Origin of the sequence: Bacillus sp. ISO11 (assembly GCF_003458115.1) — a bacterium.
Lineage (GTDB): Bacteria > Bacillota > Bacilli > Bacillales > Bacillaceae_G > Bacillus_A > Bacillus_A cereus.
Genome location: NZ_QXCO01000051.1, coordinates 1 through 24,503, shown reverse-complemented (window position 1 = coordinate 24,503; position 24,503 = coordinate 1). Strand labels below are relative to the sequence as shown.

The following is a 24,503-nucleotide window of genomic DNA, read 5'->3' as shown; positions in this document are numbered from 1 at the left end:
ACACTTTTCAAAAATCTGGACAATCTTCTCATCTGTAATAACAGGTTGTTTTTTTATGTAAAGTAATAAACGCCTGTTCATTATAAAAGTAGCAACACTTAGAAGGATAACGCCAGTAAGCCAAATGTATATAAAGATTGTATAAAATAAAATCGTCTCATCATCTTCATTACTGTGTGTTTGTGTCTTGTTTACCTGACCAATTTTTGTTGAACTTGTGGTATAAGTATCTTCTTTTGTGAGTAACTTTTTATTGTCTATATCTTTTAATTCTTGCATACGTTCTTTTGTAAGAAAGCTAGCTACAGGGTTTTGGCTAGAAATGAATGCATCATCACTCTTGTAAGTAAGAACAGAATAGATACTATAGGAACTATCTGGCGACCAAGGTAATACAAGTCTTATAATTAATATGATCCATAGCATATATTGCCAGCGTGGAGTTAATTTATTTCTAAACAAGACCTTGATACACAAGATTAGGCCCACTAATATACTAGCCATAACCGAGGTCTCAATCACCCAATCAAAAAATGCAGGTAGATAAATATCAACAAATTTTTCCACAACTATAATCTATCCTTCCTCTGATTTTCCTCAGTTTTCTCATCTAGAATACGTTTAAGTTCGTTAATATCTTCTGAAGACAGTTTTTCTTCTTTTAAAAAATTTACAAGTAAAGGTTTAAATGCTGCACCATAGAAACGTTTAAGTAAAGATTTTGTTTCTACTTGTAAATAACTATCTTGCGAAACCAAAGGATAATAAGAGTACAAACGCTCTTTATCTTGGTGATAAGCAACTGCTTCTTTGTGAACTAATCGATTAATCAACGTTCGAATCGTTTTGGGTTTCCAATCCATTTTCACCTCCAACACTTCAATTACTTCATTTGCCGTTTGTGGAGATTTTGACCACAATTCTTTCATTACTTCTAATTCAGCTTCCGAAATTTTAGGTAATTCTTTCATTAGTTTAAATTACACCCTCCTCGGATTACACTTGTAATCTGTAACTGAATATTACACTTGTAATCTTTCGTTGTCAATCTTATTTTTATATTTATAGAATCCTTTCCTATGTCCATCAACATAAAAAATTTAATTAGTAGTGGATATTTTTATAAAATATCCACTTTGTTATCTTTTTTTAAAATGGGATATTAAAAATAAATGATGTTTCGTTTGAGACGTCCTATTCTCGATCATATAATTTAATACGTCTAGTTTATACTGCGCAGAATACGTTGTATAAACTTTTTCAAATGCTTGGATTTCATAATATTTAAATTGTTTTATCTACATACGAACCACTTCATGATTCACTCCCCATAATTTAACGATATCTTTTATATTTTCACGTCCATTTTATTAACGTATGACTACATTCAATTTGTCTTCTGAAGTAAATTTAGTCAAAAAAAATGCACTCCCAATTGTTAGACTGTATCTAACAATTGGGAGTGCATTTCAAAAATTATAACTTTTCATTATAACATTTAAATTATTTTTAGTTACTTAATGTGGATTCATACTTTTTCTAATTTATTATTAAAGAAATAAGACCGTAAATTTTTTTGTAAACAGTTTAAATAACTTTAAAACGGTACAACTTTTTAATAAACAGTACGACTTTATATCTAAATTAATGCTATATTTAAAGGATCCTGCATTAATAGTGGTATGTATTTCTTTTACTGGCACATCTTCTTTCGCATCTCTTTTCTGTTACCTATTTGATTTTTTCATGCTCACTTTTTATGACTTTTCAGCTATGTCGGCTGAATGATTAGATTCATTTGTGGCACACGAAAAACGCGTTTTAATAACAATCAGAAAATCATAGAAATTTGGGTGTCAAAGTTATTATATTGAAGTCTATTTATAAGATAGCTTAACGCCCTAAACATTCCAAATTTGTTATATATAGTGGCGTTTTATATAATCTTAATCTCATTATATAATCCTAATATGTTTTTCAAACGGAATAAATTATAAACTATAACTAATTCTAATTATGGTATAATATTGCTAGTAACTGAAGGCGTGTGGTGGGAGGTTGCAACCTTTCTTTCTCTTAATTTAGAGGGAAAGGAGGTGTAACCGATATGGAATTTTTACAACAATTATTACAGGACGCTACGAAACTATTCGTAACAGTGTTCATAACAACTTTTGCAACTGCTTGTGCTAACAAGTTAGTAGCAAAACGTAATAATAAAAGTAAAAGAACCACCCAGACGTCTGCCAAACGTAAGAAAGGTGGTTCGAAGAAAAAATAATTAAACTTTGCAATCTACCACCTAACGGCAGCAGTTACAAGTTAGACGGGATGTTACCAGCATCTCGTCTTTTATTATTATGCACATAGTTAGTAAGTTAAAACCTTTAATAAAAGGTTTATCTCTACACTCTCATTATACATTTTATCTCATTGGAAAACAATATCATCTTGTTTGGTATTTTTTATAATGAACTATAGATTGATACTGCTTAAGACTTTCTTATTTTGGTGAGCTTTTTTCAATCACTTCTTTCTTTTTATACATGTCTTTTAATACCGCTTCATTTATTTTCAAATTCGATTTATCAACTAACTTCTTCTATATATAGGATTGTCCTTTTTATCTTTGCATTCCTTTTATGATAATTTGAGATGCATTGAGTTGGTGACTTGCACTACCTCAACAAAATTATTTAATTGAAGCTAATCCGAATACATCAAATGTAAATTTTTAATAATTTCGTTCTACAAATAGGAATTTCAATCGTTTCTGTAGTCACAAGGTAACAAGTGCACAATGTCACCAGTATGGCTTGGAGGATCTCTAGTCCTTCTATCTCTAAGTTTGGCTATCTTGTCGCTCAATAGACATATGAATAGAATTTTATGGTAAAATAGTAAATGTTTTTAAACAAGGGGATGGAGGGGTTTTAAGTGAAACTTAGAAAGATTTTTATGATTTGTTTTTTGTTTATATTCACATTAACTATTGTGACTGGTTGTAGTTCTTCACAAAGTTCTACAACTGTAAAAAACGGAAAGGCATCTTCGTCTTCAAAAAATGTGGAAGTTGAAGTTGAAAATGCTGAGTACGTATTACCATTAAGTGGGAGCATGGGAGGAATAAATAAAGATACAGTATTGAAATTCAAAGTGAGTTTGAAAAATAAAGGGGATGAAATGTTAGAGATATCACCTTATCTCTTTACACTATATCAAGGTGATGAAAAAATGAAGAAATATGATAAGGCTGATTCAGATAAATTACGTTTAATAGAATTAGAACCTGGTAAAAAAACATCGGGGATTCTCTACTATGAAGTGAATAAGGCCTCATCATATGAGCTCGTTTATTCCAATGAAGAAACAAAAAAAAGAGACGATGAAACAGAAAAAGTTTCTTTCAAAATTGATACGCAAGAAATAGAAAAGAATACAAAAGACTTAAACAAGCCAGCTGAAGCTCTAAAATCCTATATAAATGCTATTTATTATGATAAGGATATAAACAAAATTAATAAATTATCCGGTGAAGATGGAAAACAATTTACTCAAAATATACAACAAGAATTTAAAAAAGATGCACTGTCCAGTACGCATAATGGAATTAGTGACCAGGAATTTGAAAACTATTATAAAAAGTTGAAATCTGTATTGCAGGAAAAAGTTACATTTAAAGTAAAATCAGTAGGTTCTTCTCCTGAGGAAGATAAAGTTGAAGTGGAATTAAAAGTAAAACCATTATTATTAAGCGAATTGCAACCAAAATTACATAAGGAAAATGAAAGATTGCTAAAAGAAAATCCAGGAATTGAACAGCCTAAATTATTTAGCCAATCGTTTGGTTACTTTATATCTATTTTGCCAGAAGCAAAAGTTTCAGATAAAGAAAAAGTAATAAAGGTTGAGATGGAGCGATATGGAAAAGAACAATGGCGTTTTTCAAAAGATAAAGTAAACGATTCAGAGGACGTAATGGAAATAATGGGAGAATTTTTAAAACAATAAAAAGATATAAGCGAAAACGAAGTTTGCAACAACCAAACTTCGTTTTTTCGATTTATAATGACTTACAACAACTTTTACCTCCAAAACGATAAAAACACAAACTTTCCATTTAGAGAATATTTTAAAATCTTAGCTTGATGGGCATGTGGGCCTGCCAACAAAACGCGAATTTCGTACGCTAAGGAATTATTTGGTGTCTTTTTTGATATGGGCCATCTTATAGTAATGCGATATCAATTAATAAAATTGATTATATAAATAATTAATTTTATTTTCCATGTACCTTAACTGATATAATGTATAAGGCAATTATTGATTAATAGTACACATTATTAGGGGGACATAAGTAATGATAGAAATAATCGCGGCACTAGTTTCACTAGTCGTACATTTTATTAGTTATCTCTTTTCAACAGGAGAAGACAAGAAAAAAGCAAAAGCAGATTTAAAAGAAATTGTTACTGGTTCTAATGGGAAAATGTTGGTAGGTTTTTTTGGAGGTGCAGCAGTTACAGGAATTGTTGTAGTCATTTGGATTTTATCAGAATAAACCTTTCAGTTATTTTAGCCTATATAACGTATAGGGCAGTTATTAGTTAATCAAGGGTATATATTTGTCAGGATACTTACGTTGGGAAGATTTTCAATTAGTTATGCTGCAAATCTGCTTACTTTTATTATCATATTGCTCTTGATGTCATATATTTTTGATCCTATTTATTTTTACCAGAATGATTTGCCTAACTTATTTGGATTCATTATAATTCTCATCATATTTGGTAGTATACTAGATCTTGTAGTTTGCCTAATTGGAGAATTATTATAAAGGAACATAAAACAATGTAGGAAGTTTCAATTTGAAATTCCTGTATTTATAGGAATAGTTGTTATCTATGTAGTTATACTCTCTCTTTTTACTATTACTAGGTCATATTCGTCTAGTTTGATTACGCCTATTATTTATAGGTTCCTTAGCTTTTTATTTAGTACGTAGAGAAATATAAATAAATTCCAATAACGAATTTCACGTCAATTAGTCTCTCATGTGGGGGCTAGTTTTTTTCTTAGCGTGGGGGTTTTCCAGAATAATGAAGATCCCCCTTTTAGAATTTTTATGGTCGATTTCTCAATATAGATATTATTGTTAATTGTGAAATGTATATGGAAATCGAAAGTTACATATACTACTATGAACAATAAGATATCTTGCAATATATTTCTCTTTGTGAAAAGATAAGATCCTACTATCCGATCTTATCTTTTTTATTTATTAATTTATAATAGGGATACCACCACATGACCATTTTCATGATTAGTTCGTTTTACTTTTAATACTGTCAGTTGCTTTTTTAAAAAGTTTCATTGCCTGTTCTGCTTTGTTATTTGCTTGTTCAAACTTACTATTATTTTGTTCTTCTAATGCTTCTGAAAGCAGTCGCAGAGCATCCCAGTAATTATCCATTGCCTGTTTTATCTTTTCCTGTTCAACTTCTAACTCTTTAGGTGCCTCAAGGTATTTCATGTCTCTTACGTGTGTTTTTGCTATATCCAAACTCAGTTGGATTTCACTTTTCTTTGACTCATAATCCTTTACATCTGAATGCCCTATATCTTGTATCAGTCTGATAACTTCATCCATCTTATTTGTATTTCCTACGATGGCTGCTTTGTATTTATCAACTTCTGAACCACTAACTTTTTCATTTAAATCATCCTCACGATGACCCTCTTTCGCATGTTTCTGGTTCTCTTCCTTTACCTCTTGCTCTACATCAGGGTATTTTTCGTTTATCCCATTAAATACTGTCTCCCATTTAGAAACACCATCATCTATCCCAAACATACCGTTTTGTATGATTTCTTTTGCTTTATCCTTATCATATTCACCATCATACTTACGGTCATCATACTGTCTAACTGCATCTTCTACTTTTATTAGGTGTTTTCTAATCTCTTCTACCCCTTCTTGTATTAAGAATTGGTAATCTTCATACTTTTTAGGTGGCTTGATTTTTTCAAAACGGTTTATATCCAAACTAATGTGACTAATTAAGGAATCTATCTCACCTATGTAGACACCCTCTTCTGTAAATAATTTATCAGTTTTCTTTTCTAGTTTTTTTAAATGATACTGGAATTCTAAGTGTAGTTCAGTCAAACGATAAGGGTAATCTTTTTCAGATACCTTTACCTTCTTTTCACCTTCCGTGTCTGATACATTTGATTTACTTTCTTTACTACTTGATTCGTCTTCCTTACTTCCCTGTTCATACTCAATTCTAGACAATGCGTTTCTTAGTTGGTTTTCAATGTGTTCATCACTATAGTGCAATTTCTTTAGGTCAGATACCATTTTATCTGCATCATAATACTTATCTACTTTTCTATACTCTGACTGTGTAAGTCCATATGTATTTAATGTACAACCTACTAGCATGAAACTAACACTTAACCCTGCTAATGCAATACCTTTGAAGGATCTATTCATATTCATTTACCCCTTTATATTTTCGTATTCTTTCTCCATCCATAGACAGTCCATTATGAAAGTTTTCATTATAAGTATTGTTTGCTATTATTGTTTTACTTTCCTCACTATCTGTTTCAGCCCTAATTCTACTCATTTACCGTTTCAGTATTAGGCTTCAATTTGGATTAGCATTGCAAAAAAGGACATACCTATTCTTATAATCGTTGACTCTATATATCCTTTTATTATTTTATAGTGAAATAAATAATGAATCAAAGTAATTTTGTGAAAATTATACAAAAAACCCTTAAATTATCGTTTGCCCAACAGTAGATAATCTAGGTAAAGAAAAAATACTAGAGAATATAGTAATGTAGTAGTCTTTAGTATCTTTTCATAGTATTTTAACGACTATGCAATATGGAGGGATAAAAAAAGGACCTCTTACGGAAAGATAAGAGGCCATCAAGAAGATAAAAATGTTGTATTTGAAACACGCGAGTTTCTACTTCACACTGTAACACACAATATATATATATATAATAGATTAATACATTTGTTCAAACTAATACGTTTACGATAAATACATTATGTAAATTAATGATTTTTGATCCTTTTGGATAAAAATGAACTTTGAAATTCATGTACTCATTCCAGATTCCACACAAGAGGAATGCAGAAAACGTACATGCAATGTGTATATTTGATTACAAGACGTGACATAGAAAGAAGGGTTTCTTCACTACAATGAAGGAGACTTTTAAATTTTCACAATATTAGTATTGTTAGAGATTATCATATATATTATTATAAATAATGTTATATTAGTAAATTTTGGTATTATTTTTTCCAGCTTGTAAACTATGATACTTGGAGGCGTTGTTGTGCGTAATAAATGGAAACTTGGACTAATGAGTACCCTTCTTGCCTGTACCACCTTTACATCTGTTGCATTCGCAGCAGAAAAACCAGTCGATCAACCCAAATGGGAGGAATGGTTAAACGGACATGCAAAAATATTAAATGAACCAACTTCCCAAACAAGAGAGGATTTATCATTTCTTAAAGAGGCCGTACAGGACAAGCGCATTGTTGTACTTGGTGAAAGTACGCATGGTGCAAAGGAAATCAATCAATCCAAAATACGTATGATTAAGTACTTACATGAGGAAATGGGATATGATGTGATTGCATTTGAAACAGGGCTTGGAGAAGCAGCAGCTGTTCAGCAAAATTTTGATAACTTAACCGCTACGGAAGCGATGAAACAATCTTTATACCCTGTATGGCAAACTGAGGAACTTGAACAATTATTTACCTATATGAAAGAACAAAAAGAAAAAGGGAAGCCACTCACATTAGCTGGTTTTGATATGAATTTGTTTTATAAATCTTCATTCCGCTCTTATGTAAAAGAATGGTTGCAAAAAGTAAATCCTGAAGTGGCGAGTGAATTTGATACAGCAGTGTCAGAGTTGATTGAACTGGATAGGTATTACAATAAAAATAAAACATATCCCTATGATCGATTTAAAATGGAAATACAGCCCGTAATTAACAAGTTTGAAAAGGTTAGAATGTTTATTCAGAATCATAAATCTGAATTGATTCAAGTTGCACCACATCCTACGTATGATGTGAATTTGTTTGAGAAATCAATCAGTATACGGATTGATGCGATTAAAACGCATCTAGATGCTGATATGAAAGTCAGAGGTGGCATCTCCTCACCTAACCTGACAGACTATTCTTTTTATATCCGAGATCAAAAAATGGCACAAAATTTCGCATGGCTCACTGAAATGCAATATAAAAATAAAAAAATTATTGTGTGGGGGCATAATTATCATATTCGAAAACAAAATTCGAAAATGATATTAGACTTTACGAAGGTGCAGCAATACAATTATGTTGGCCCAAATATGATGGATTATCTTCCACAGCGTATCAAAGACCAAATGTACACAATTGGTGTATTTGCGTATAGTGGAAGCAGTTGGGATGATGTTAATGAAAATGTTATTCCTGTACATAATGAACATGAAGAACAAAGCGTTGAAAAAATCATCAGCACTGTAGGAAGTCCCCATGTTTTCGTTAACTTAAAAGGAGAAAGTAACCGACCAGAAACTTCATGGATGTTTACTCCTACTGCAGCAAGTTATTGGGGAAATAAATTAAAAGAAGAAATCATGATTCCTACAGAACAATATGATGGCATTCTATGGTTAGAAAAGACGACTCCTTCTGTACTGAAGTAAAAAATAAGAGCCTCCGATAAATTAATGGGGGCTCTTTTCTATTCATATTCTTTTATTCAATTACCGGATAATTTGTTAAACAACATCGACTCCTCACATCTCCCATTATTCAAATTCAGGTTCCTTCTTATCTTAACAGTCATTATGTATACTGAAACCATACATTATACCAGTGCCGTACGTCTCACATAATTCGAATTTAGGTTCATTTGTCATTGACTTCACTTCCTATTCCATCTTATTATTCCTACCTGCTCTTTCCTCATCATTGTATATAGATTCTTCTGTACAAGAGAAAAAAGAGGCATTCTACACAAGTATGATACCTGCTATAGAATGCCTCTTTTTTCACAAATTTATCGTTTTTCAACAGAAGACTCCTTCCTCAAAAATGTGAAGGTGTGAAACACCAATTTTAAGTGGGAGGTGAATGTTGGTTGGCATAAGCCAACATGTTTGCTATCATTTACTTGTACAGATTGCTCTTCGAAAACTGAAGATATGAGGTTGGTTGCAGAAAAACGTTGCAACCGTAAAATCTTCAACGTTCTATCGCCCCATGCTTGCCGAAGTTGCGAAAACCAAGCTAAAGTAGGGAGTGTGGTGCGGCAACGTACAAGATACTTTTGTTCTCACCGTAGGGACTACGGGTAGAGTTTGCTAAGATAACCGGTGGATACATCGGTGTTCGCAGGAATCTCCCACTTCAAAAAGTCCGTAAGGACGTTAAGTGGTGAGTAGTTCAATGTAGCTATTTCACCGAGATTGCAAATTCTGATTTCGGTGCCCCAGCGAATACAATCCTTCCGTTTTTCGGCAGTTTCACCTTGTTATTGCCACTCACGATGGTAAAGTTGATGCAAACTCCCTTCTCATCATACACCGCAAATGAACCTTTTGACGGCAACGTCACGGTAATCATTTTCTCTGTCGCCGCTTGCGGGATTGTAAACCATTTCGCATGCCCATTTTCTCCCAACGTAACTTTGGATGATTGGCCTATATCAATCGGTTTTACATTAGATTCACTTACGTATAACAACCCAGCCATCTCCATATATTCATTTTCACCTTCTGTATAGAAGTTCGTTTCCGTCGTATCACGGCCATTCATCACGGGAATTTGGAGTTGATGCGTTGCGGTATTCGGACCTGTAATTTTTCTACCATCCCAATAGCCTGCTGGGCCTTCCTTACGATTAATTTGTGTAGTAAGAAGTTTCGGTTGAACAAGATATTGAATAGAGCTAAATTTCTCGTTTACAAGATAGAATTTAACGCCTTCCCTCTTTGCCCATGCAGCAGCGGTTTTCTTCGATAGCACGTTGTCTTCTAGTTTCTCAGCTAAATAGTGGGTCATCACATTTTGCCCTAAACCTGGATGCGATTTATATGCGCTCTCCTTCAAATAAGTTCTTCCATTCCTCTCGGTTACGAAATTGAGCTTAGAAGTACCCTTCTCATTAATAAAGCTTCCATCAGCAGTATATACATATTTTTCTTCTCTACTAGATGGTAAGGATAGTTCTCCGTTCTTCGTAATTTCAATTTTAAAATGAGTTTCGCTATTGCCATAAAATCCTGCTTTCTTTGCTACACCTTGAGGCATTTTGACTTTGATCGGCTTGCCAAAGGATTTATTTGGCTTGATGTCCTTAATAGTACCTTTTTCTTTAAGCGTGGCGAGCAGCAATTCAGTTGCCATTAATTGATTTGTAGAGCTGCGGCCACCAGATGACAATACAGCCGCTGCTATTTTCTGTTCCGGAAGCACGACGAGTATAGCATGTTGCAATGCCGTATCACCGCCCTTGGCCAAAGCTTTAATCCCATATTCACTGAATGGGTATAGGTTCACACTATCCCAGCCAAGACCATAGTTAAAAATATTATCTCCAGTCCCCGGCCACATTCCTTTTTTATATTCCTCTTGCTCCATCGCCTTTACTACCTTATCAGAAAGGATACCTTTTCCCTGTCCCATAAATAATTGTGAGAATCGTACCATATCTTCTGCCGTAGAAGATATGCCTCCCGTACCAATTACATTCACTGATTCAATTGGAAGTTGTCCTTGATACGCCGGGAAATATAGTCCGGCCCGATTTTCGTCTCTCCATTTGTCCTGCGGCGTTTTCGTATGATTCATCTTTAAAGGTCCTGTAAAGCTTTGATGTAGAAATTCGGTAAAGCCCATACCACTAACTCTTTCCACCAAAATTTCGGCTAACGTAAAGCCATCGTTACAGTATACCGAGAAAGCACCAGGGTCCGCCTTCAAGTTCTGATTGGATAATTGCTGCAACAAGGCATCATGGGCATAGGTATCATTATCGTTAAATAAAAATGCATTACCTAACGTAGAACCTTGCAAGCCAGAGGAGTGATTCAATAACATTCGCGGTGTAATGCGCTTGTACCGACTGTCTTTCATCTTAAAATCAGGAATATAACGGGCAACGGGAGCATCCAAATCAACTTTTCCTTCGTCGACCAATTTCATTACAGCCGCTGTTGCATACATTTTACTGACTGAACCAATCCCATATAGAGTATCTTTGGTTAGCTGCTGTCTCCCTTCCATATCGTTCTTGCCAGTCTGACCCGACAAAATAAGTTTTCCATTATCAATTAGCGCATACTGCACGCTATTCGCTCCATGGGACTTTGTAAGTAGCTCCGCCTTTTCTGCTGCAATCTTCTTCAGTTCCTGACTAGCTAATTCTTCACCAGCTACAACTGTAGTCTTACTTTCAGAAAATGCTTTTGCTCCTGTTGGTAGGATCATAGTTACCGCTAATGCAGTGGCTAACACACCAGTTAGATTATTTTTCACCATGTAATTACCTCCTTAAATTAGTAATCGTTTTCATTTGTTTCACTATGAAAATATGATAAAATTTATCCGTTCTCCCCTTTAACCTACTTGCTAAATTCAGCAAGTAAAATATTTTTAAAAGGATCAGGACTATCAGCTTTAATACTGTTTAAATTGACGGCCAATGTATGCTTGCCTCCAAGTGTGCCCCCAGCAAAAGTTAAAAATCCAGGTATGGTTCCTCCATGCCCCCATATCGATACACCGTTTGAAAGCTTCATTTTGGAAATTCCAAGCCCGTAATCGCCAAGTTCATCTGTTCCTGTAGGGACTGTTGTAAGCATTTGCTTTAGTTGCTGTTCTTTTAGTAATTTCCCCCCAAGTAAGTAAGAAAAGAATTTGTTTAAATCATCAGCTGTTGAAATCATGTCACCGGCAGAGCTCCCCATACTTGGGTTATAATAAGTAACATCTTTTGGCTCACTTGCTCTGTCTAATTGGATATATCCACGGGCATGCTTGGTTCCTGGAATCACACTTGAATTCCCAGGTAAGAATGTATTCGATAATTCAAGTGGTTCAATAATACGTTTTTCAATCTCTTCCGCATAGCTGCTCCCAGTTATTTTTTCAATTAGGATCCCTAGTAATACGTATCCTGTATTTGAATACGACCAGCTCTTTCCTGGAGCAAAATCTGGAGGCATGGATATTCCCATCTTTACTAATTCTTCAGCAGTATAGGATCTTTTTGTATCCATCATATTAAAATCCTTTGACCTTGTGTAATTAGTGATACCACTTGTGTGATTCAATAATTGCCGGATAGTAATCTGTTTATCATCATATCCATTTCCTTGAATGACACCAGGCAACCATTTTTCAATAGAATCGTCTAAATTCAAGCGGCTTTCTCCTGCTAATTGAAGTACAACTGTGGCAGTGAACGTTTTTGTCACGCTGCCAATTCGAAAACGAAAATCTGTTTTCATTGGTTTCTTAGTATTTAGATCTGCTACCCCAGCTGCATGACTCCATGTTTTTCCACCCTCAAAAGTTTTAACAAGTATCCCTGGATATCCAAGTTGCAATGTATCCCGCATTGCCTCTTTGACAGAATTACGATTCCTTTGACTGTTTTTTTGTAACGAATTAGATACATTTTGAATGGACTCTGCTTTTACAATTGAGGTTGGAGTTGTATATAGCAGGGAACCTCCAGTTATTAAAAGGGCTAAACCTGTAAATGTAATTTGACGGTGCTTTTTCATCAAAATATTCCTCTCCCCTATTTATATCGTATAGATGTTTTTTGCTGTTTTTCAACTAATCACACAGCTTACATCTTACCCAAAGACAAAAGGGCGCTATTGAATTTGTAATCATTCTTATGCCCATTATTTCACAAACAAATTTCTGACCTGAAAATGGCCTATCCTTTTTTACATGTATGTTAATCTTTGTAATGTCTCTTTTCTTCCATACAAGTCTTATTAATTGATTTGTTTTTTCATATAAATTTATAGTATTTGTTCCTCCTCTCACTCTTCTATACATTTTAATCATACACAATGAAAATCTCTTTTTTCTTACCTCTTCCTTACAAATTCCTTACGTTCAAAATCACTTTTATAAAAACAAAGAAACTGGAATTTTTGGAAATGGAATGAAATTCAAATGCATCTAAAATATAATAAAATTATATATACACATAAACGCATTTACATTCTTATATGATAGTGTTATCATATAATTAACCAAGAAGTATCCAAGAAATTATTATTAATCACTACATTTTCTTTCAGAATAAGTCAACTTATAAAAAGACACTATATTATACATAGTGTCTTTTTATATGCTCCAATATTAATTGAACATAAATGGGTTTATATACAATTGAACGCTTCACGCTCCTTGAGGAAGGAGTCTCCTTAACTAAAATGATAAAAAATACTAACAATCTTATTGTTTATTTACAGCTTATTACGTCAATAAAGAAGATAAAGGGTTTGTTGTTTCCATTCCTAAAAATCTTAATTTTTAAATAAAAAAGAAAAACACTCCCGAGAGTGCTTTTCTTTTTTACAAATATCAACTATACTGTTTTTACTAGGAGTTGATTTTAGAATATGATCTCCTAGGCTTAGATAATACTTTTTATTTAATAAACCGCAAAATTGGCTGATTTTGTGGTTTATTTTTATGGGCGATAAAATTTAACATGGCCACCATCACGATCGAACCAACCTCTAAATGCCCAGTTAATCCATCCACCATCACCTTTATTCGTGAATTCCCCATCCTCAAATACCCAAATTCCAAAAGTGATTCCATCATATACTGTTGTTCCAAAGAATTTAACACCGTTAAAACGATCCTCATAGTTTTGGTTTAAGTTAAAAACCATAACATTATAACGTTGACCTGCAGAATAAAATGTTGATTCCATTACACCTTTTACAAATCCTGAACGATTAGTTTGACTATTAATAGCATTCCTAATCAAATTAGCGATACCTAATACATCTATACTTACATCTAAATTCGCACTAGCTTTCGCTGCATTTGGTAACTTAGACTCTACAAAATTAGTAGGTAATTCAGTAGATAGGTTAGTAGGAATATTAGTTTTAGCAGGAGAGACCTCAGCTGCACTTGCATCTGTTGGTGCAAATGCTCCCAACCCTCCTAAACCGATAGTTCCGGCTAACGCAATGTTCACTAACTTTTTCATTTTTTTCATAAAAAAACCTCCTTTAAATTTTTTATAAGGTATTAATCCTTACACCTCAAAGTATATATACCTTATACAGAAGAGGCAAACGATTTAATTGAAAAAAATTTAAAGTTTTAATAGTACGAAAATTAATAAATATGCAAACAAAACTATTATAAATGTATATAAACAACTTAATTTAATAGATATATACATTAGAAGGAATAAAAAACCATTAACTGAATTTTTTGTAAATAAATGAAAAAACTTTTATTTGTTTTAGTGCCTTAGATTCTTGTGGAAGAAATACTTTCATTGTGTACAACGAGGTAGAGCCACATCGCTATCAAGCTAAAATGTTATACAAAAACTCACAGAGAAATATACTAGAGCATTTGATGAAAAACAGAGCCCTCATAAGTTGCGTCATACATACGCAACTTATCATTATAATGAAAATAAAGATTTGGTTCTGTTGGAAAATCAATATTCGTATAATTCGATGGAAACTACATCTCTTTATACGAATATTGATGATACTAAACGTCGAGCTGCAATTGAGCGTTTAGAACAACGTCAATTAGAAGAAAGTGATGAAATTAATACATGACATGAACTATCTCTCTAAGGGATAAGAAGTTAATATGTTAATCTATCTATGGCAAAAAATCCATTGTATTTTATAAAAGAGATACAGTGGATTTTTATGTATTTGATAAAGAGAAGTGCATATTTTCTGTTCGTTAAATAGGAATTTAACGAACACTAGAGGTGTAATTTATATACCTCCTCTTCTGCTGTAAAAAGACATGAATCTCTAAACTAAAATTTTATAGATTTACCTAGCTAAACCCATTTAATCTTGTGTAAGATGCACCTATCATTACCTAATAACCTATACCTATTCATATAAAGATAATAATTTTAAGTGGATTACGGGAGTTACATTAGCTTAAAGGATAACTTTTTCCAAAACAATTCATATATGATTCGAAAGGTTCGACACATTGATTTTTATAGAAATATCAAATTTATCGTTTTGATTTTCAGAATTTTCAACTTATATTCCGCGCATTGAAAAAATTGTTAATTTGATGAATTGTTTACCTAAATACTTCCGATTAGAATCTGGTGGAATAAAATGGTTTTAGCAATTAAAACCCTAAAAATAATGATTTTTGTGAAATGAGTCTTAGTATTTGGATAATATATTTTTATTCAGAATGTAACCACTTTGGTGTCTCTATTTAAAGAAGTACCCATTTTTCTCATTATATATGGACAAAAAATGGGTACTAAATGAACTACTTTTGTTGGTAATAAAGCATTTTACAATAAATATAAAGCATCCATTAAAATAAGATTGATCAATAAGACTGGTTTTTATAAAAAAGATTAATCCTTTTTTACTTATCTTGTTCAATAATAGCGCCCGTTTATAACATAAACTAATATTTATATCAGATTACCAACAATACACTAGAGAGCTTACTTAGGTCAGGAATAAGAGGGATTGGGTATTTTGGTGCAGTCAAAATCTTATTCTCTTATATAAATTGCTACATATGACTTGTATCCCTTTTTCAAGTAAATATTTTTTTAGCTGCTTCCTGTGTATTACTAGTCGCCAAAGTAAACAACTGATTAAAAATGGATTTCATATCTTCATTTTGATATGTTTTTTTACTGAGAAAATCTACATTATAAATAATTTTCTGTTTATCTTCTATATATGGATTAATATGAGCATTTCCTGTGAAATCATTATAATTTAATATAAATCGATATCCAATTCCCACTGCATCTAGAGCTTTAGCGGCCTCAGGAATCGGCACCTTAGATTTTTCCATAATATTCTCTTGACTCTTTTCAATCCCCTCTAGAATCATTTGAATCTGATAAGGTTGGCTAAGGCCTAATGAGTTTTTTACTTTTATTAATTCGTTTGATATATTTTCTATATTTATTTCACTGGCGTCTTTTTCTATCGCTGTAAAGAAAATCAGATTAGGCTGGACGGTCAATATAGATGAGCCATTTCGAAAAGTAATAGTTTGTGGATTCGGTCTATTAATTTCAAGGTAGTCGTTTAATGTTTGTTTTAGAATATCAACTTTAGAATCGGATAAATCCCCCACTGGTATTATTAATGTAAAGTGAGAATATGTAATGTACATAAAAAAACCTTCTTCCATTCAAATTTGCAAGACTACAGAAAAAGTAATAGTAGTCTAAAACTAATTTCTTAAACTTAGGACTAAATAAAATATATTTAGCTTTTTAGTAAATATCTCTATACTTACTACTACAATCTTATATGATTACGAATTTTAATCCCACCTAAATCAACAGGAATAGATGGAGTATGCAAAACTTCCTTAATTTTTTCATCCGCTCTCTGAATATCTATATCTGGAAATTTCGCCTGCGTTAATCCCTCAATAATTTTTTCTGTCTCTACGTTAAGTTTTACAAATACTTCACTTATTTGCTCCGCATCCCAATTTAATTTTCCCTGAGCATAAGTTGCTACATCACCTGGCGAAAAATCCGATATAATTAATAGTGAAGTAAGTCTTTCGTCTGTAAGTATGTAAGTGAACTTTATTCCCTCTACAACCTCTTCAAGACTGTATTCTGACAAAGCTAATGCTTTTGAAACAATCTCGCTAATTTTCGAGGGATCATTACCATGTTCCAATTCTCCAAGATATCTTGTTCCAAATGCAACATCATTCAAACTAAACTGTGCCTTTCTTAAGATATCAGTTACCTCATTTATATTTTTATTCCATGACTCTTTAATGGCAAGAGCTATAATATTTACATCTCTGAACGCAGCCATTAATTCCTTCGCAGTAACAATTTCATTTAGTCCTAATGTATCTTTAAACAAATTGCTTATATTGTTTGCATCCAATTTCATATGATCTTTAAGAAAATTAGTCACTTCATTTATGCTTTTCCCAAGATTATGTAGCTTTTGTGTAATTTGCGCTGCATTCCAACCCAAATTATGCAAGCTATTCCCAATATAGTTAGCTTCATATTCCAATCTGTTAAATGCATCGGCAAGCATTTCACCATTCCAATTTAATACATCTGTAATAGCATGGACAACACTATTTAAATCATCCGTAGAACCTGTGACTAATTCACGGATGGCTCTGTCAACTTCCCAGCATAATCCATGATACAGAGCTTCTAGTACTTCTCTTGCTCCATATCCTCCCATGTTCAGAAACGATCCAATCATTCTTTCTGCCCCTTGGTAGTTTGCAGTTAGAATCGTTGCTGCTTGAATTGAACTAAATTGTGCCTGTTTAAGCAGCTGGGCTGCTTCAGCAATTGGTTTATTGTAAAGATTACTCAATACATCCCCCACTTCTCTTGAAAGGTTTACAACCCCTGATTGAATCCATCTTAATAGCAAAGCAGGATTTTCTAAAGGTGTTCTTAGTAATTCTTCCGCTTTCCTTACTAGTTCTTCATAAAAAAGTTCTGCCAGATTGTTGAGATCCTCAAAGGGTTCGTCGATTGTCATCTGTACTAAAAATTCAGGAAGTCCCAGTGCAGAGAGATTTCCGCTTAGACTAAGTTGGAAGGTTTGGACTGTCAAATGAACTTCTAGTCTTCCTTTTACATGCCCAGCTAAACGGAGAGTGCCCACTGTCTGGCTGCCTAAGTTGACACCACCAATTTGTTGGCCCCCAACGGAGAGCGGGATTGTTCGATCACCAAAATCAAAAGTGATTTCACTGCTTCCATGGAATTCCTCTTTTTTCAAAAGGCAATCCAATCGGAAACTCCCTAAACCTTGTATGCTATAGTCCAAAGCAAGCGAAAAGCTATCTTGTTTGGCCTTTGCCTCTAAAGTTTGGGAGAGACCAAATAAAAACAATTTACAGGACAAATAAACATATCCTAGTTCCTGTTCACTTCCTCTTGTAGTGTCGATTTGAAAGAGCGGGCCTCTTTCTCCAGAAGCATCAGTAATCTTGAGAGCCCCTCCAAGATTAAATTGTCCGAGTTCACCTATTGCCTTTATTCCTGTATTTGGGATGAACTGCATATCTGCCTTTATAGACAACCCAAACAGAGAAATGCTGGTATTTAAAGATAATCCATGATAAGTTACATTGTTTATAGGATGTCGATACCCCTCTGGTTTTAAAACAATGTATACCTCAAAGTGTTCAACCATAATTTCCTTAAGTATAGGAAAGTTACCAATTGGAATCATTGATAGTCCTTCAATAACCTTAGTTAGGGCTATACCGCTAGTAGAAGGATTACTAGGCCTAATTGAAGCAATCATTGCCTGTGGAGTGTTTCCATTGAGTATTTCGCCACCCACTTCTAGAATAATTTGATTTGCATCCCCCTCTTGCCCAAGAGCAATCTCTCCATACATCCCATAGATTGTTCCTCTAGTTTCAACGCCTATACTGACTCCAAACTGTCGGATTGTTAAACCGGTAAGTCCTAAAGGATTAACCCATTCATTTGCTACGACCTCTTGGTGGCCCTCTTTTCGAACCCCCACTAAACCAAAAGAGATGTTAAAAGTGTTATCAGGTTGTACATCTCCCCCTCCCTTTAGAAGGAGAATTTCATTTCCTATAGCAAGGGATATATCATTTACTAAAGTGAAGACATCCCTTTGAAAAACAAATCTTGTATTCGAGAAACTTATAGGACCTAAAGCGGGAAGGTTGAGTTGTACTGCAGCTTCTATAGGTCCTGGAGTAAAGTCTTCAGTATTCAGTAAATTCCTTAAATTTAGTGGCATTTGTCTACCAAAAATACTTTCTAATAGATTAAAGGTAGGACCTGACCCATAAAATGAAGAAAAGATTAAAATCCCTTGCGGGATAGTTAACGGTACACTTGGTAAATGAGAGACATTTTGAGGTGGAATGACATCCGAGACAGAAGATATAATCAAACCACTGTCCGATATATTATAGGTACATTGAAAAATCTGGAAAATTACATCCAAAGCAGACTTTAACCTTTCTGGAATCCAGTCAGGAGGTAGAATAACTCCAATAGTACATTGAGGATTATCGTCCACAAGAAAAAACTCATAAGATCCATGAAGAGCTGCTTGTCCCAAGATGTCTACTGTATGGCGGCCGGTTACAATAATACGATTTTCCATGGTAGTCAAAGATGCCTGTTCTAATAGAAGCTCACCATTATACAATAAATTCATTACTCTGCTAATCTGAGAACTACCTACGCTCTCTGCTTTAATCCTGAAGGTATCTTCCTCTAAACCGGTCTGAATAATACTTTGTAGAGTCACAAAATCCATTGAAATCTCCTTCTTAAAAAATAGTAGTTAAATTTATTTTTAACATTTGAGTATAAATTTATTCTGCAAAGGGGTACAGCCGATACGTGTAAAAATAGGTCATAGATTTACTTTTATTCCCAAAATGATTTTAAATTAGGTTTTTTATCAATTTTCTTTTTATAAAAATCATTCGTATTGCTAATCTTTCATTTGGGGCATGAACTAAAAGTGGATTTCGATGATTCTCCATATAATGTTCTACTAATATATCCCCGAAATGTGGATGTCTTTGTAAATGTCCATTCATAATTGTTTCCTCCATAATTTTGTTTTACTTACTTTCTTACTGTTTACAGGTACGTAAAAATTATTATAGTAAGTTTGCAAGTATTTGATACGAAATGGTATCTAAATTTATACTGTGTAAATATTTGTTTATTAAATTTAAAGACGTATATTGATTATTTAGATTTGTTGTCCTTATATAAAATATTTAAGTTGTTATTTTCCATCTATCTTTCTTATTCAAAGTATTTGTTAAATACATGGTGCTTTAATAATGTATAAAAACACTTCTTTATTACATACTAAGGTTGCTATGTTTGCCTTTAATTTTTTAGTAGTAATATAATATAGCAAATTAACAATATTAAAAAAAATGAAAGTTAGGTGTGAAAAGAATGAAAAAAAATCTGGTTAGAGTTCCAGGTAGTGAACGTGATGTCCCTTCTAACGCAAAGGAAGTGACTCCAGCTGATCCAAATGAAAAGATGTTAGTAACTATTGTTGTTAGACGTCCTTCCAATACTGAAACGTTGAATTCAATGATTGAAAAAACGACTAGTGGTCTGCTTTCAGAACGTGGGCACCTTACCGGTGAAGAATTTGCCTCCAATCAAGGTGCTAATCCTAATGACGTGAAAAAAGTAGAAGAATTTGCAAAGGAACAAGGACTCGAGGTAAAAGATATTAATATTGCTGTAGGAACAGTTGTGTTAGCAGGAACAGTTAATAAATTCAGTACAGCATTTGGTGTGGAACTTGCTCACTATGAGCATCCTGATTTTACATATCGCGGACGTACAGGCCATGTACATGTTCCAGAAGAGCTTGCTGATATTGTTGAAGCAGTTTTAGGATTAGACAACAGACCACAAGTGTCTCCACATATTTGTATGTTGGAAGAAGACGGGGTTGTAAGTGCAGCTGCAATAAAAACATTTACACCACCTGAAGTAGCAAAACTTTATAATTTTCCAACCTTAAATTGCAAGGATCAATGCATCGCAATCATAGAATTTGGTGGGGGGTACAAAACCAGTGATATGGTGCAATACTTTAATCGCCTCGGAGTTTCTCAACCAAAACTAGTTGATGTACTTGTAGATGGAGCACACAATCAAACAGGAGATGCTGCAGATAGTGAAGTACAGTTAGACATTGAGATAGCGGCTGCCGTCGCTCCTGGTGTACGAATTGCTATGTATTTTGCACCAAATACAGACGTCGGATTTCTTCATGCTGTCAACAAAGCCATCCATGATCAAATTAACAAACCTTCTGTAATTTCTATAAGTTGGGGTGCAGCTGAGAATAGTTGGACAGAGCAAGCTAGAGAAGTTTTAAATCGTGCTTTTCAAGATGCTGCAACACTAGGCATAACTATATGTTGTGCTTCGGGTGATAATGGTTCATCAGATTATAGTCATATTGGTCCTGTACCAGACCAATTACTTCATACTGATTTTCCTGCTTCTAGTCCTTTTGTTTTAGCATGTGGTGGCACACGTTTAGAAGGGACTGATCACACAATAACCAATGAGGTTGTTTGGAATAATAGTCCAAGATGGCCAATGGCTACTGGTGGTGGAGTGAGTGATGTGTTCTCTCTTCCGAGTTGGCAGATAAATGCAAATGTTCCGTCTTCAGCTAATCCAGGAGGACAGGTTAGACGTGGTGTTCCAGACGTGGCAGGTAATGCTGATCCAGAAACAGGGTATCAGATTGAAGTAAATGGACAACGAACTGTTATGGGAGGAACCAGCGCTGTAGCACCTCTTTGGGCTGGTTTAATTGCAAATATCAACCAGAAATTAGGTCACTCAGTCGGATTCATCAATCCAATTTTATATAATTTTTCTGCTCAAAATGGTATCTTTCACGATATTACAAAGGGGAACAATAATATAACAAATGGAAACGGTGCATATAAAGCATCTTCAGAATGGGACGCTTGTACAGGTTTAGGTAGTCCTGATGGAACCAAGCTAATGAACGCGCTTGAAAATTTTCATAGTTAAAGTTAGCTGACTTTACGAGTTTATATAAGATGAAAGTGTAACTTTATTAAAAACGGCACTGTTCTTTTTGTGATTTTTATCAAAAAGAATAGTGTTATTTTCCATATAAATCGGTTAGTTCTTACTATTTTTAACCGCATTTGAAATATCTATAATATTTATATTCGTTAAATGAGAATTTAACGAACACTTTAGATTTTTTAGTTCATCCTCTCTCCCCCTCTGTAGAAAGACATGAAAGTGGATACTTTTTAGACACGAAAGTAGATACTTCTTGAATATCTTTCGCTACTAATATAAATTCCAAATGAATTTTCAGTTCACATTTAATTAGGTTTTGCTGAAATGCAAAAAAAGAGAGCAAAACTCTCTTTTTCATTTAATCAATACTATTTTTAAAATTTATATAATAAAAAATAGCCAGTTAAAATAGTGTGTTGTTATATGTTTTGCTAAACACGCTCTTACAAATATTTAAACCCTGCATTAATTTCTTATTCCATTCATTTAACTAATAAATAATTTTTTATATTCGGTTATCATGCCAGAAGTTTATTGGAAAATGATTATTCTGGTTATAAGCTTCAAGTTCATAACCTTTTTCTTTTAACCCTTTTATAATTTGTGGAGCTGCTACCATCCTGCACTTGCATTCATACCAGAACCCATAAAAGTAATAAATAACGGCCATAATAACGGCCATAACGTAAGAAGTATATTTACAAGTATAAGTATACTATATACCCCAGGGAAATTATGATTTTTACAATTTACCAATACTAAAATCATTAATAATATTATGGGTATTAAATATAAAAATAGCATTATAAACCAATACCATGTCATTAAAGTAAGGCTCAATGGTCCTAATATCATGTGTACAACTCCGAATGATAATCCTAATGCTCCAAAACTAAAGGTTGTAATTATTGTTTTTAGAAGCACTTTAGCCAATTTTGAGTCGTACGATTTTCTACTATATAGACCTATCACGATATACAACGATAGATATGCCATTAATACACCTATCCAAATCAATAGCCAGTCTGCATCTAACATAAAGATGTCAAACAGCGCCCAACACACCCCTACTATTGAAAAAACAAGGGAAATAATTATATATTTTAAAACTGGTTTCATATTCATTTCACGTCCTTTAAAAACTTAAGAATACATTATTAGCTTGTATTCTTCTTTTTCTACCGCTTTACTATAGTCTGTTGTATATTCAATAACAGTAATCTCTTTACTTCTAAGTAGATTCTTTTTCCACGTTTTCGCATCAGTTGACAGTATGAGTTATTCTCTCCTAATTTAGATGGATCACTGGAATTGGCTTTAATATGAATCTGCTACCTCAAACCGCCTCATCTCAAGTAAAACTATATCTAAATGATGAGGTTTTACTTGAGATCCAGGTGATAGCGGTAAAATACATCACCATTTGCTAGTATTCTTCCATTACTTCTTTTTGAATTATACTCCCTCCTGTTCTCCATACAATATACCTACCTAGATTCAATTTATGTTTTAAATTGTTATTTTTTATCCACCTCAATCAAGCTAGCAAAACTAAATATCATTTTACTTTTTTATTATATAGACTATACTAATTTCTCTTCCCTATAGGTTTCGTTTAAGCTAAAAAATATAGCCTCAAGAACGGGATCCTGAGACTCTATTTTTATTTTAGAAAGGACAGCATAATTTTCTCTGTTTCTTCTTTACTTAAATCACCTGCAAGAATTATGACTTGATAAGCGCTATTCTTTCCTTTTGCAGGAACAATCATTTGCATGAATTTATAGTGTTCCTCTGTATCGAGACTTTCTTTTAAGCTTATTTTTGCACCTTCTAATTCATAATTTGTTACCTTTTCATTATACTCCGTTACTTTGTTCGACAAATTTTCTCCCTGATCAGTATCTGCAGTTTGGTACACCAAATACACATTATCTTCATTTTGATATTGAGAAACAATAGTGGGATTCATTTTTTCAGTAGTCATCGGTGTTTGAACATCTTGTCCAGTTAATTTATACCCTTTTACCACATAACTTGGGGTCTTAATTGGAAAATCAAGATATTTCTGTGCTTCCTTTTTAGTTAATCTAAAATGCGAATAAATTTTATCTCTAAATGGTCCAATTTCTTCACTGTTTTTCTCATATTTTTTTTCCTCTTCTGGGTCTAACTTTTCTTTTCTACCTAAAGTAGATGCCACTGTTTCTAAATCAATAAATCGTTCAAATTCTTCTTTCGTAAACAGATTTCGTGCCACCCCAAGTTCTGTAAGTAAAGTATTATAATCTCCCTCTGAAATAAAAAATTCTGCATTTGCCTGTTCTTTTGTACCAATCATTTTTTCTACAATTTGCTGTATAGGAATATCGGTTTGTGTTTTTAATTCTTTCATATTATTTTTGGCTTCTATTTGTTGTTTCTCAGGGTTAGTCGGCTTATCAGCACGGGCGTTTAATAAGGATACAGATGATACTGCAATCACTGCCACAGCGCCTATCGCAGACCAACGATATGATTTTTTTTGGAATTTTTTAATCATTAGAATTCTCCTTCTTAACGCTCTCTTGTTTTTACTAAAATTTGCTATACTTGGTACTTGAT

At 33.4% G+C, this 24,503-nt stretch carries 17 protein-coding genes and 4 pseudogenes; 7 read left to right on the top strand and 14 right to left on the bottom strand.

Annotated features, from left to right (window positions below; translation table 11 throughout):
* The 3 genes and pseudogenes from D1166_RS29080 to D1166_RS32455 form a co-directional block, all read right to left on the bottom strand.
* Positions 1–567: M56 family metallopeptidase (locus tag D1166_RS29080; protein ID WP_481747874.1), on the bottom strand; the 567-nt coding region annotated here is incomplete at its 3' end.
* 2 nt (positions 568–569) lie between these two features.
* Entirely contained in the window at positions 570–971 is a 402-nt protein-coding gene (locus tag D1166_RS29075; RefSeq protein ID WP_118043523.1) for a BlaI/MecI/CopY family transcriptional regulator, read from the bottom strand.
* Positions 972–1,155: 184 nt separating this feature from the next.
* Positions 1,156–1,298: pseudogene (locus D1166_RS32455) on the bottom strand (IS3 family transposase); the annotation flags it as partial.
* Between the two features lie 809 nt (positions 1,299–2,107).
* Here D1166_RS32455 and D1166_RS31475 point away from each other — a divergent pair.
* The 4 genes and pseudogenes from D1166_RS31475 (at position 2,108) to D1166_RS32020 (ending at position 5,015) form a co-directional block, all read left to right on the top strand.
* Positions 2,108–2,281: a hypothetical protein gene (locus tag D1166_RS31475; RefSeq protein ID WP_000395068.1), complete on the top strand. Its 174-nt coding sequence runs from the start codon at positions 2,108–2,110 to the stop codon at positions 2,279–2,281.
* A gap of 656 nt (positions 2,282–2,937) precedes the next feature.
* Positions 2,938–4,011, top strand: a complete 1,074-nt coding sequence (locus D1166_RS29070) for a DUF5105 domain-containing protein (protein ID WP_065845901.1) — start codon at positions 2,938–2,940, stop codon at positions 4,009–4,011.
* Positions 4,012–4,360: 349 nt separating this feature from the next.
* Positions 4,361–4,561 (top strand): hypothetical protein, encoded by a 201-nt coding sequence (locus D1166_RS29065; RefSeq protein WP_065845900.1) that lies wholly within the window; start codon positions 4,361–4,363, stop codon positions 4,559–4,561.
* An 81-nt stretch (positions 4,562–4,642) separates the two neighbouring features.
* Positions 4,643–5,015 (top strand): annotated as a pseudogene (locus D1166_RS32020) (hypothetical protein).
* Between the two features lie 308 nt (positions 5,016–5,323).
* Here the strand turns inward: D1166_RS32020 and D1166_RS29055 are convergent.
* The gene (locus D1166_RS29055) at positions 5,324–6,505 is read right to left on the bottom strand and encodes a DUF7018 domain-containing (lipo)protein (protein WP_065845899.1); all 1,182 of its coding nucleotides are present in this window, start codon (positions 6,503–6,505) and stop codon (positions 5,324–5,326) included.
* Positions 6,492–6,635: a hypothetical protein gene (locus D1166_RS31470; RefSeq protein WP_002006283.1), complete on the bottom strand. Its 144-nt coding sequence runs from the start codon at positions 6,633–6,635 to the stop codon at positions 6,492–6,494. Before D1166_RS31470 ends, D1166_RS29055 begins: the two co-directional genes overlap by 14 nt.
* 730 nt (positions 6,636–7,365) lie before the next feature.
* On the opposite strand from D1166_RS31470, the gene D1166_RS29050 reads away from it, so the two are divergent.
* On the top strand, positions 7,366–8,742 hold the full coding sequence (locus tag D1166_RS29050; protein WP_118043522.1) for an erythromycin esterase family protein: 1,377 nt from the start codon (positions 7,366–7,368) through the stop codon (positions 8,740–8,742).
* A gap of 751 nt (positions 8,743–9,493) precedes the next feature.
* Here the strand turns inward: D1166_RS29050 and D1166_RS29040 are convergent.
* The 3 genes from D1166_RS29040 to D1166_RS32450 all read right to left on the bottom strand — a co-directional run bounded on the left by D1166_RS29040 (position 9,494) and on the right by D1166_RS32450 (position 14,303).
* On the bottom strand, positions 9,494–11,578 hold the full coding sequence (locus D1166_RS29040; RefSeq protein WP_065845908.1) for a serine hydrolase domain-containing protein: 2,085 nt from the start codon (positions 11,576–11,578) through the stop codon (positions 9,494–9,496).
* A gap of 86 nt (positions 11,579–11,664) precedes the next feature.
* Positions 11,665–12,831: a serine hydrolase domain-containing protein gene (locus tag D1166_RS29035; RefSeq protein WP_097855817.1), complete on the bottom strand. Its 1,167-nt coding sequence runs from the start codon at positions 12,829–12,831 to the stop codon at positions 11,665–11,667.
* Between the two features lie 929 nt (positions 12,832–13,760).
* Positions 13,761–14,303 (bottom strand): hypothetical protein, encoded by a 543-nt coding sequence (locus D1166_RS32450; RefSeq protein ID WP_000738326.1) that lies wholly within the window; start codon positions 14,301–14,303, stop codon positions 13,761–13,763.
* A gap of 328 nt (positions 14,304–14,631) precedes the next feature.
* Between D1166_RS32450 and D1166_RS29020 the strand changes: the two are divergent.
* Positions 14,632–14,886 (top strand): annotated as a pseudogene (locus D1166_RS29020) (tyrosine-type recombinase/integrase); the annotation flags it as partial.
* 973 nt (positions 14,887–15,859) lie between these two features.
* Here the strand turns inward: D1166_RS29020 and D1166_RS29015 are convergent.
* The 3 genes from D1166_RS29015 to D1166_RS31465 form a co-directional block, all read right to left on the bottom strand.
* On the bottom strand, positions 15,860–16,453 hold the full coding sequence (locus D1166_RS29015) for a hypothetical protein (RefSeq protein WP_098220917.1): 594 nt from the start codon (positions 16,451–16,453) through the stop codon (positions 15,860–15,862).
* 128 nt (positions 16,454–16,581) lie between these two features.
* On the bottom strand, positions 16,582–19,596 hold the full coding sequence (locus tag D1166_RS29010) for a hypothetical protein (RefSeq protein WP_118043520.1): 3,015 nt from the start codon (positions 19,594–19,596) through the stop codon (positions 16,582–16,584).
* A gap of 130 nt (positions 19,597–19,726) precedes the next feature.
* Complete coding sequence (locus D1166_RS31465; protein ID WP_165851685.1) at positions 19,727–19,885, bottom strand: hypothetical protein; 159 nt, start codon at positions 19,883–19,885, stop codon at positions 19,727–19,729.
* 373 nt (positions 19,886–20,258) lie between these two features.
* On the opposite strand from D1166_RS31465, the gene D1166_RS29005 reads away from it, so the two are divergent.
* On the top strand, positions 20,259–21,878 hold the full coding sequence (locus D1166_RS29005) for a S53 family peptidase (protein ID WP_118043519.1): 1,620 nt from the start codon (positions 20,259–20,261) through the stop codon (positions 21,876–21,878).
* A gap of 526 nt (positions 21,879–22,404) precedes the next feature.
* Here the strand turns inward: D1166_RS29005 and D1166_RS29000 are convergent.
* The 3 genes and pseudogenes from D1166_RS29000 to D1166_RS28990 all read right to left on the bottom strand — a co-directional run.
* Positions 22,405–22,512, bottom strand: a pseudogene (locus D1166_RS29000) (polysaccharide deacetylase); the annotation flags it as partial.
* Positions 22,512–23,018, bottom strand: a complete 507-nt coding sequence (locus tag D1166_RS28995; RefSeq protein WP_118043518.1) for a DUF3902 family protein — start codon at positions 23,016–23,018, stop codon at positions 22,512–22,514. The gene D1166_RS28995 and the pseudogene D1166_RS29000, both read right to left, overlap by 1 nt.
* Before the next feature lie 544 nt (positions 23,019–23,562).
* A partial coding sequence (locus D1166_RS28990) for a DUF4367 domain-containing protein (protein WP_118043524.1) occupies positions 23,563–24,503 on the bottom strand: 941 nt, incomplete at its 5' end.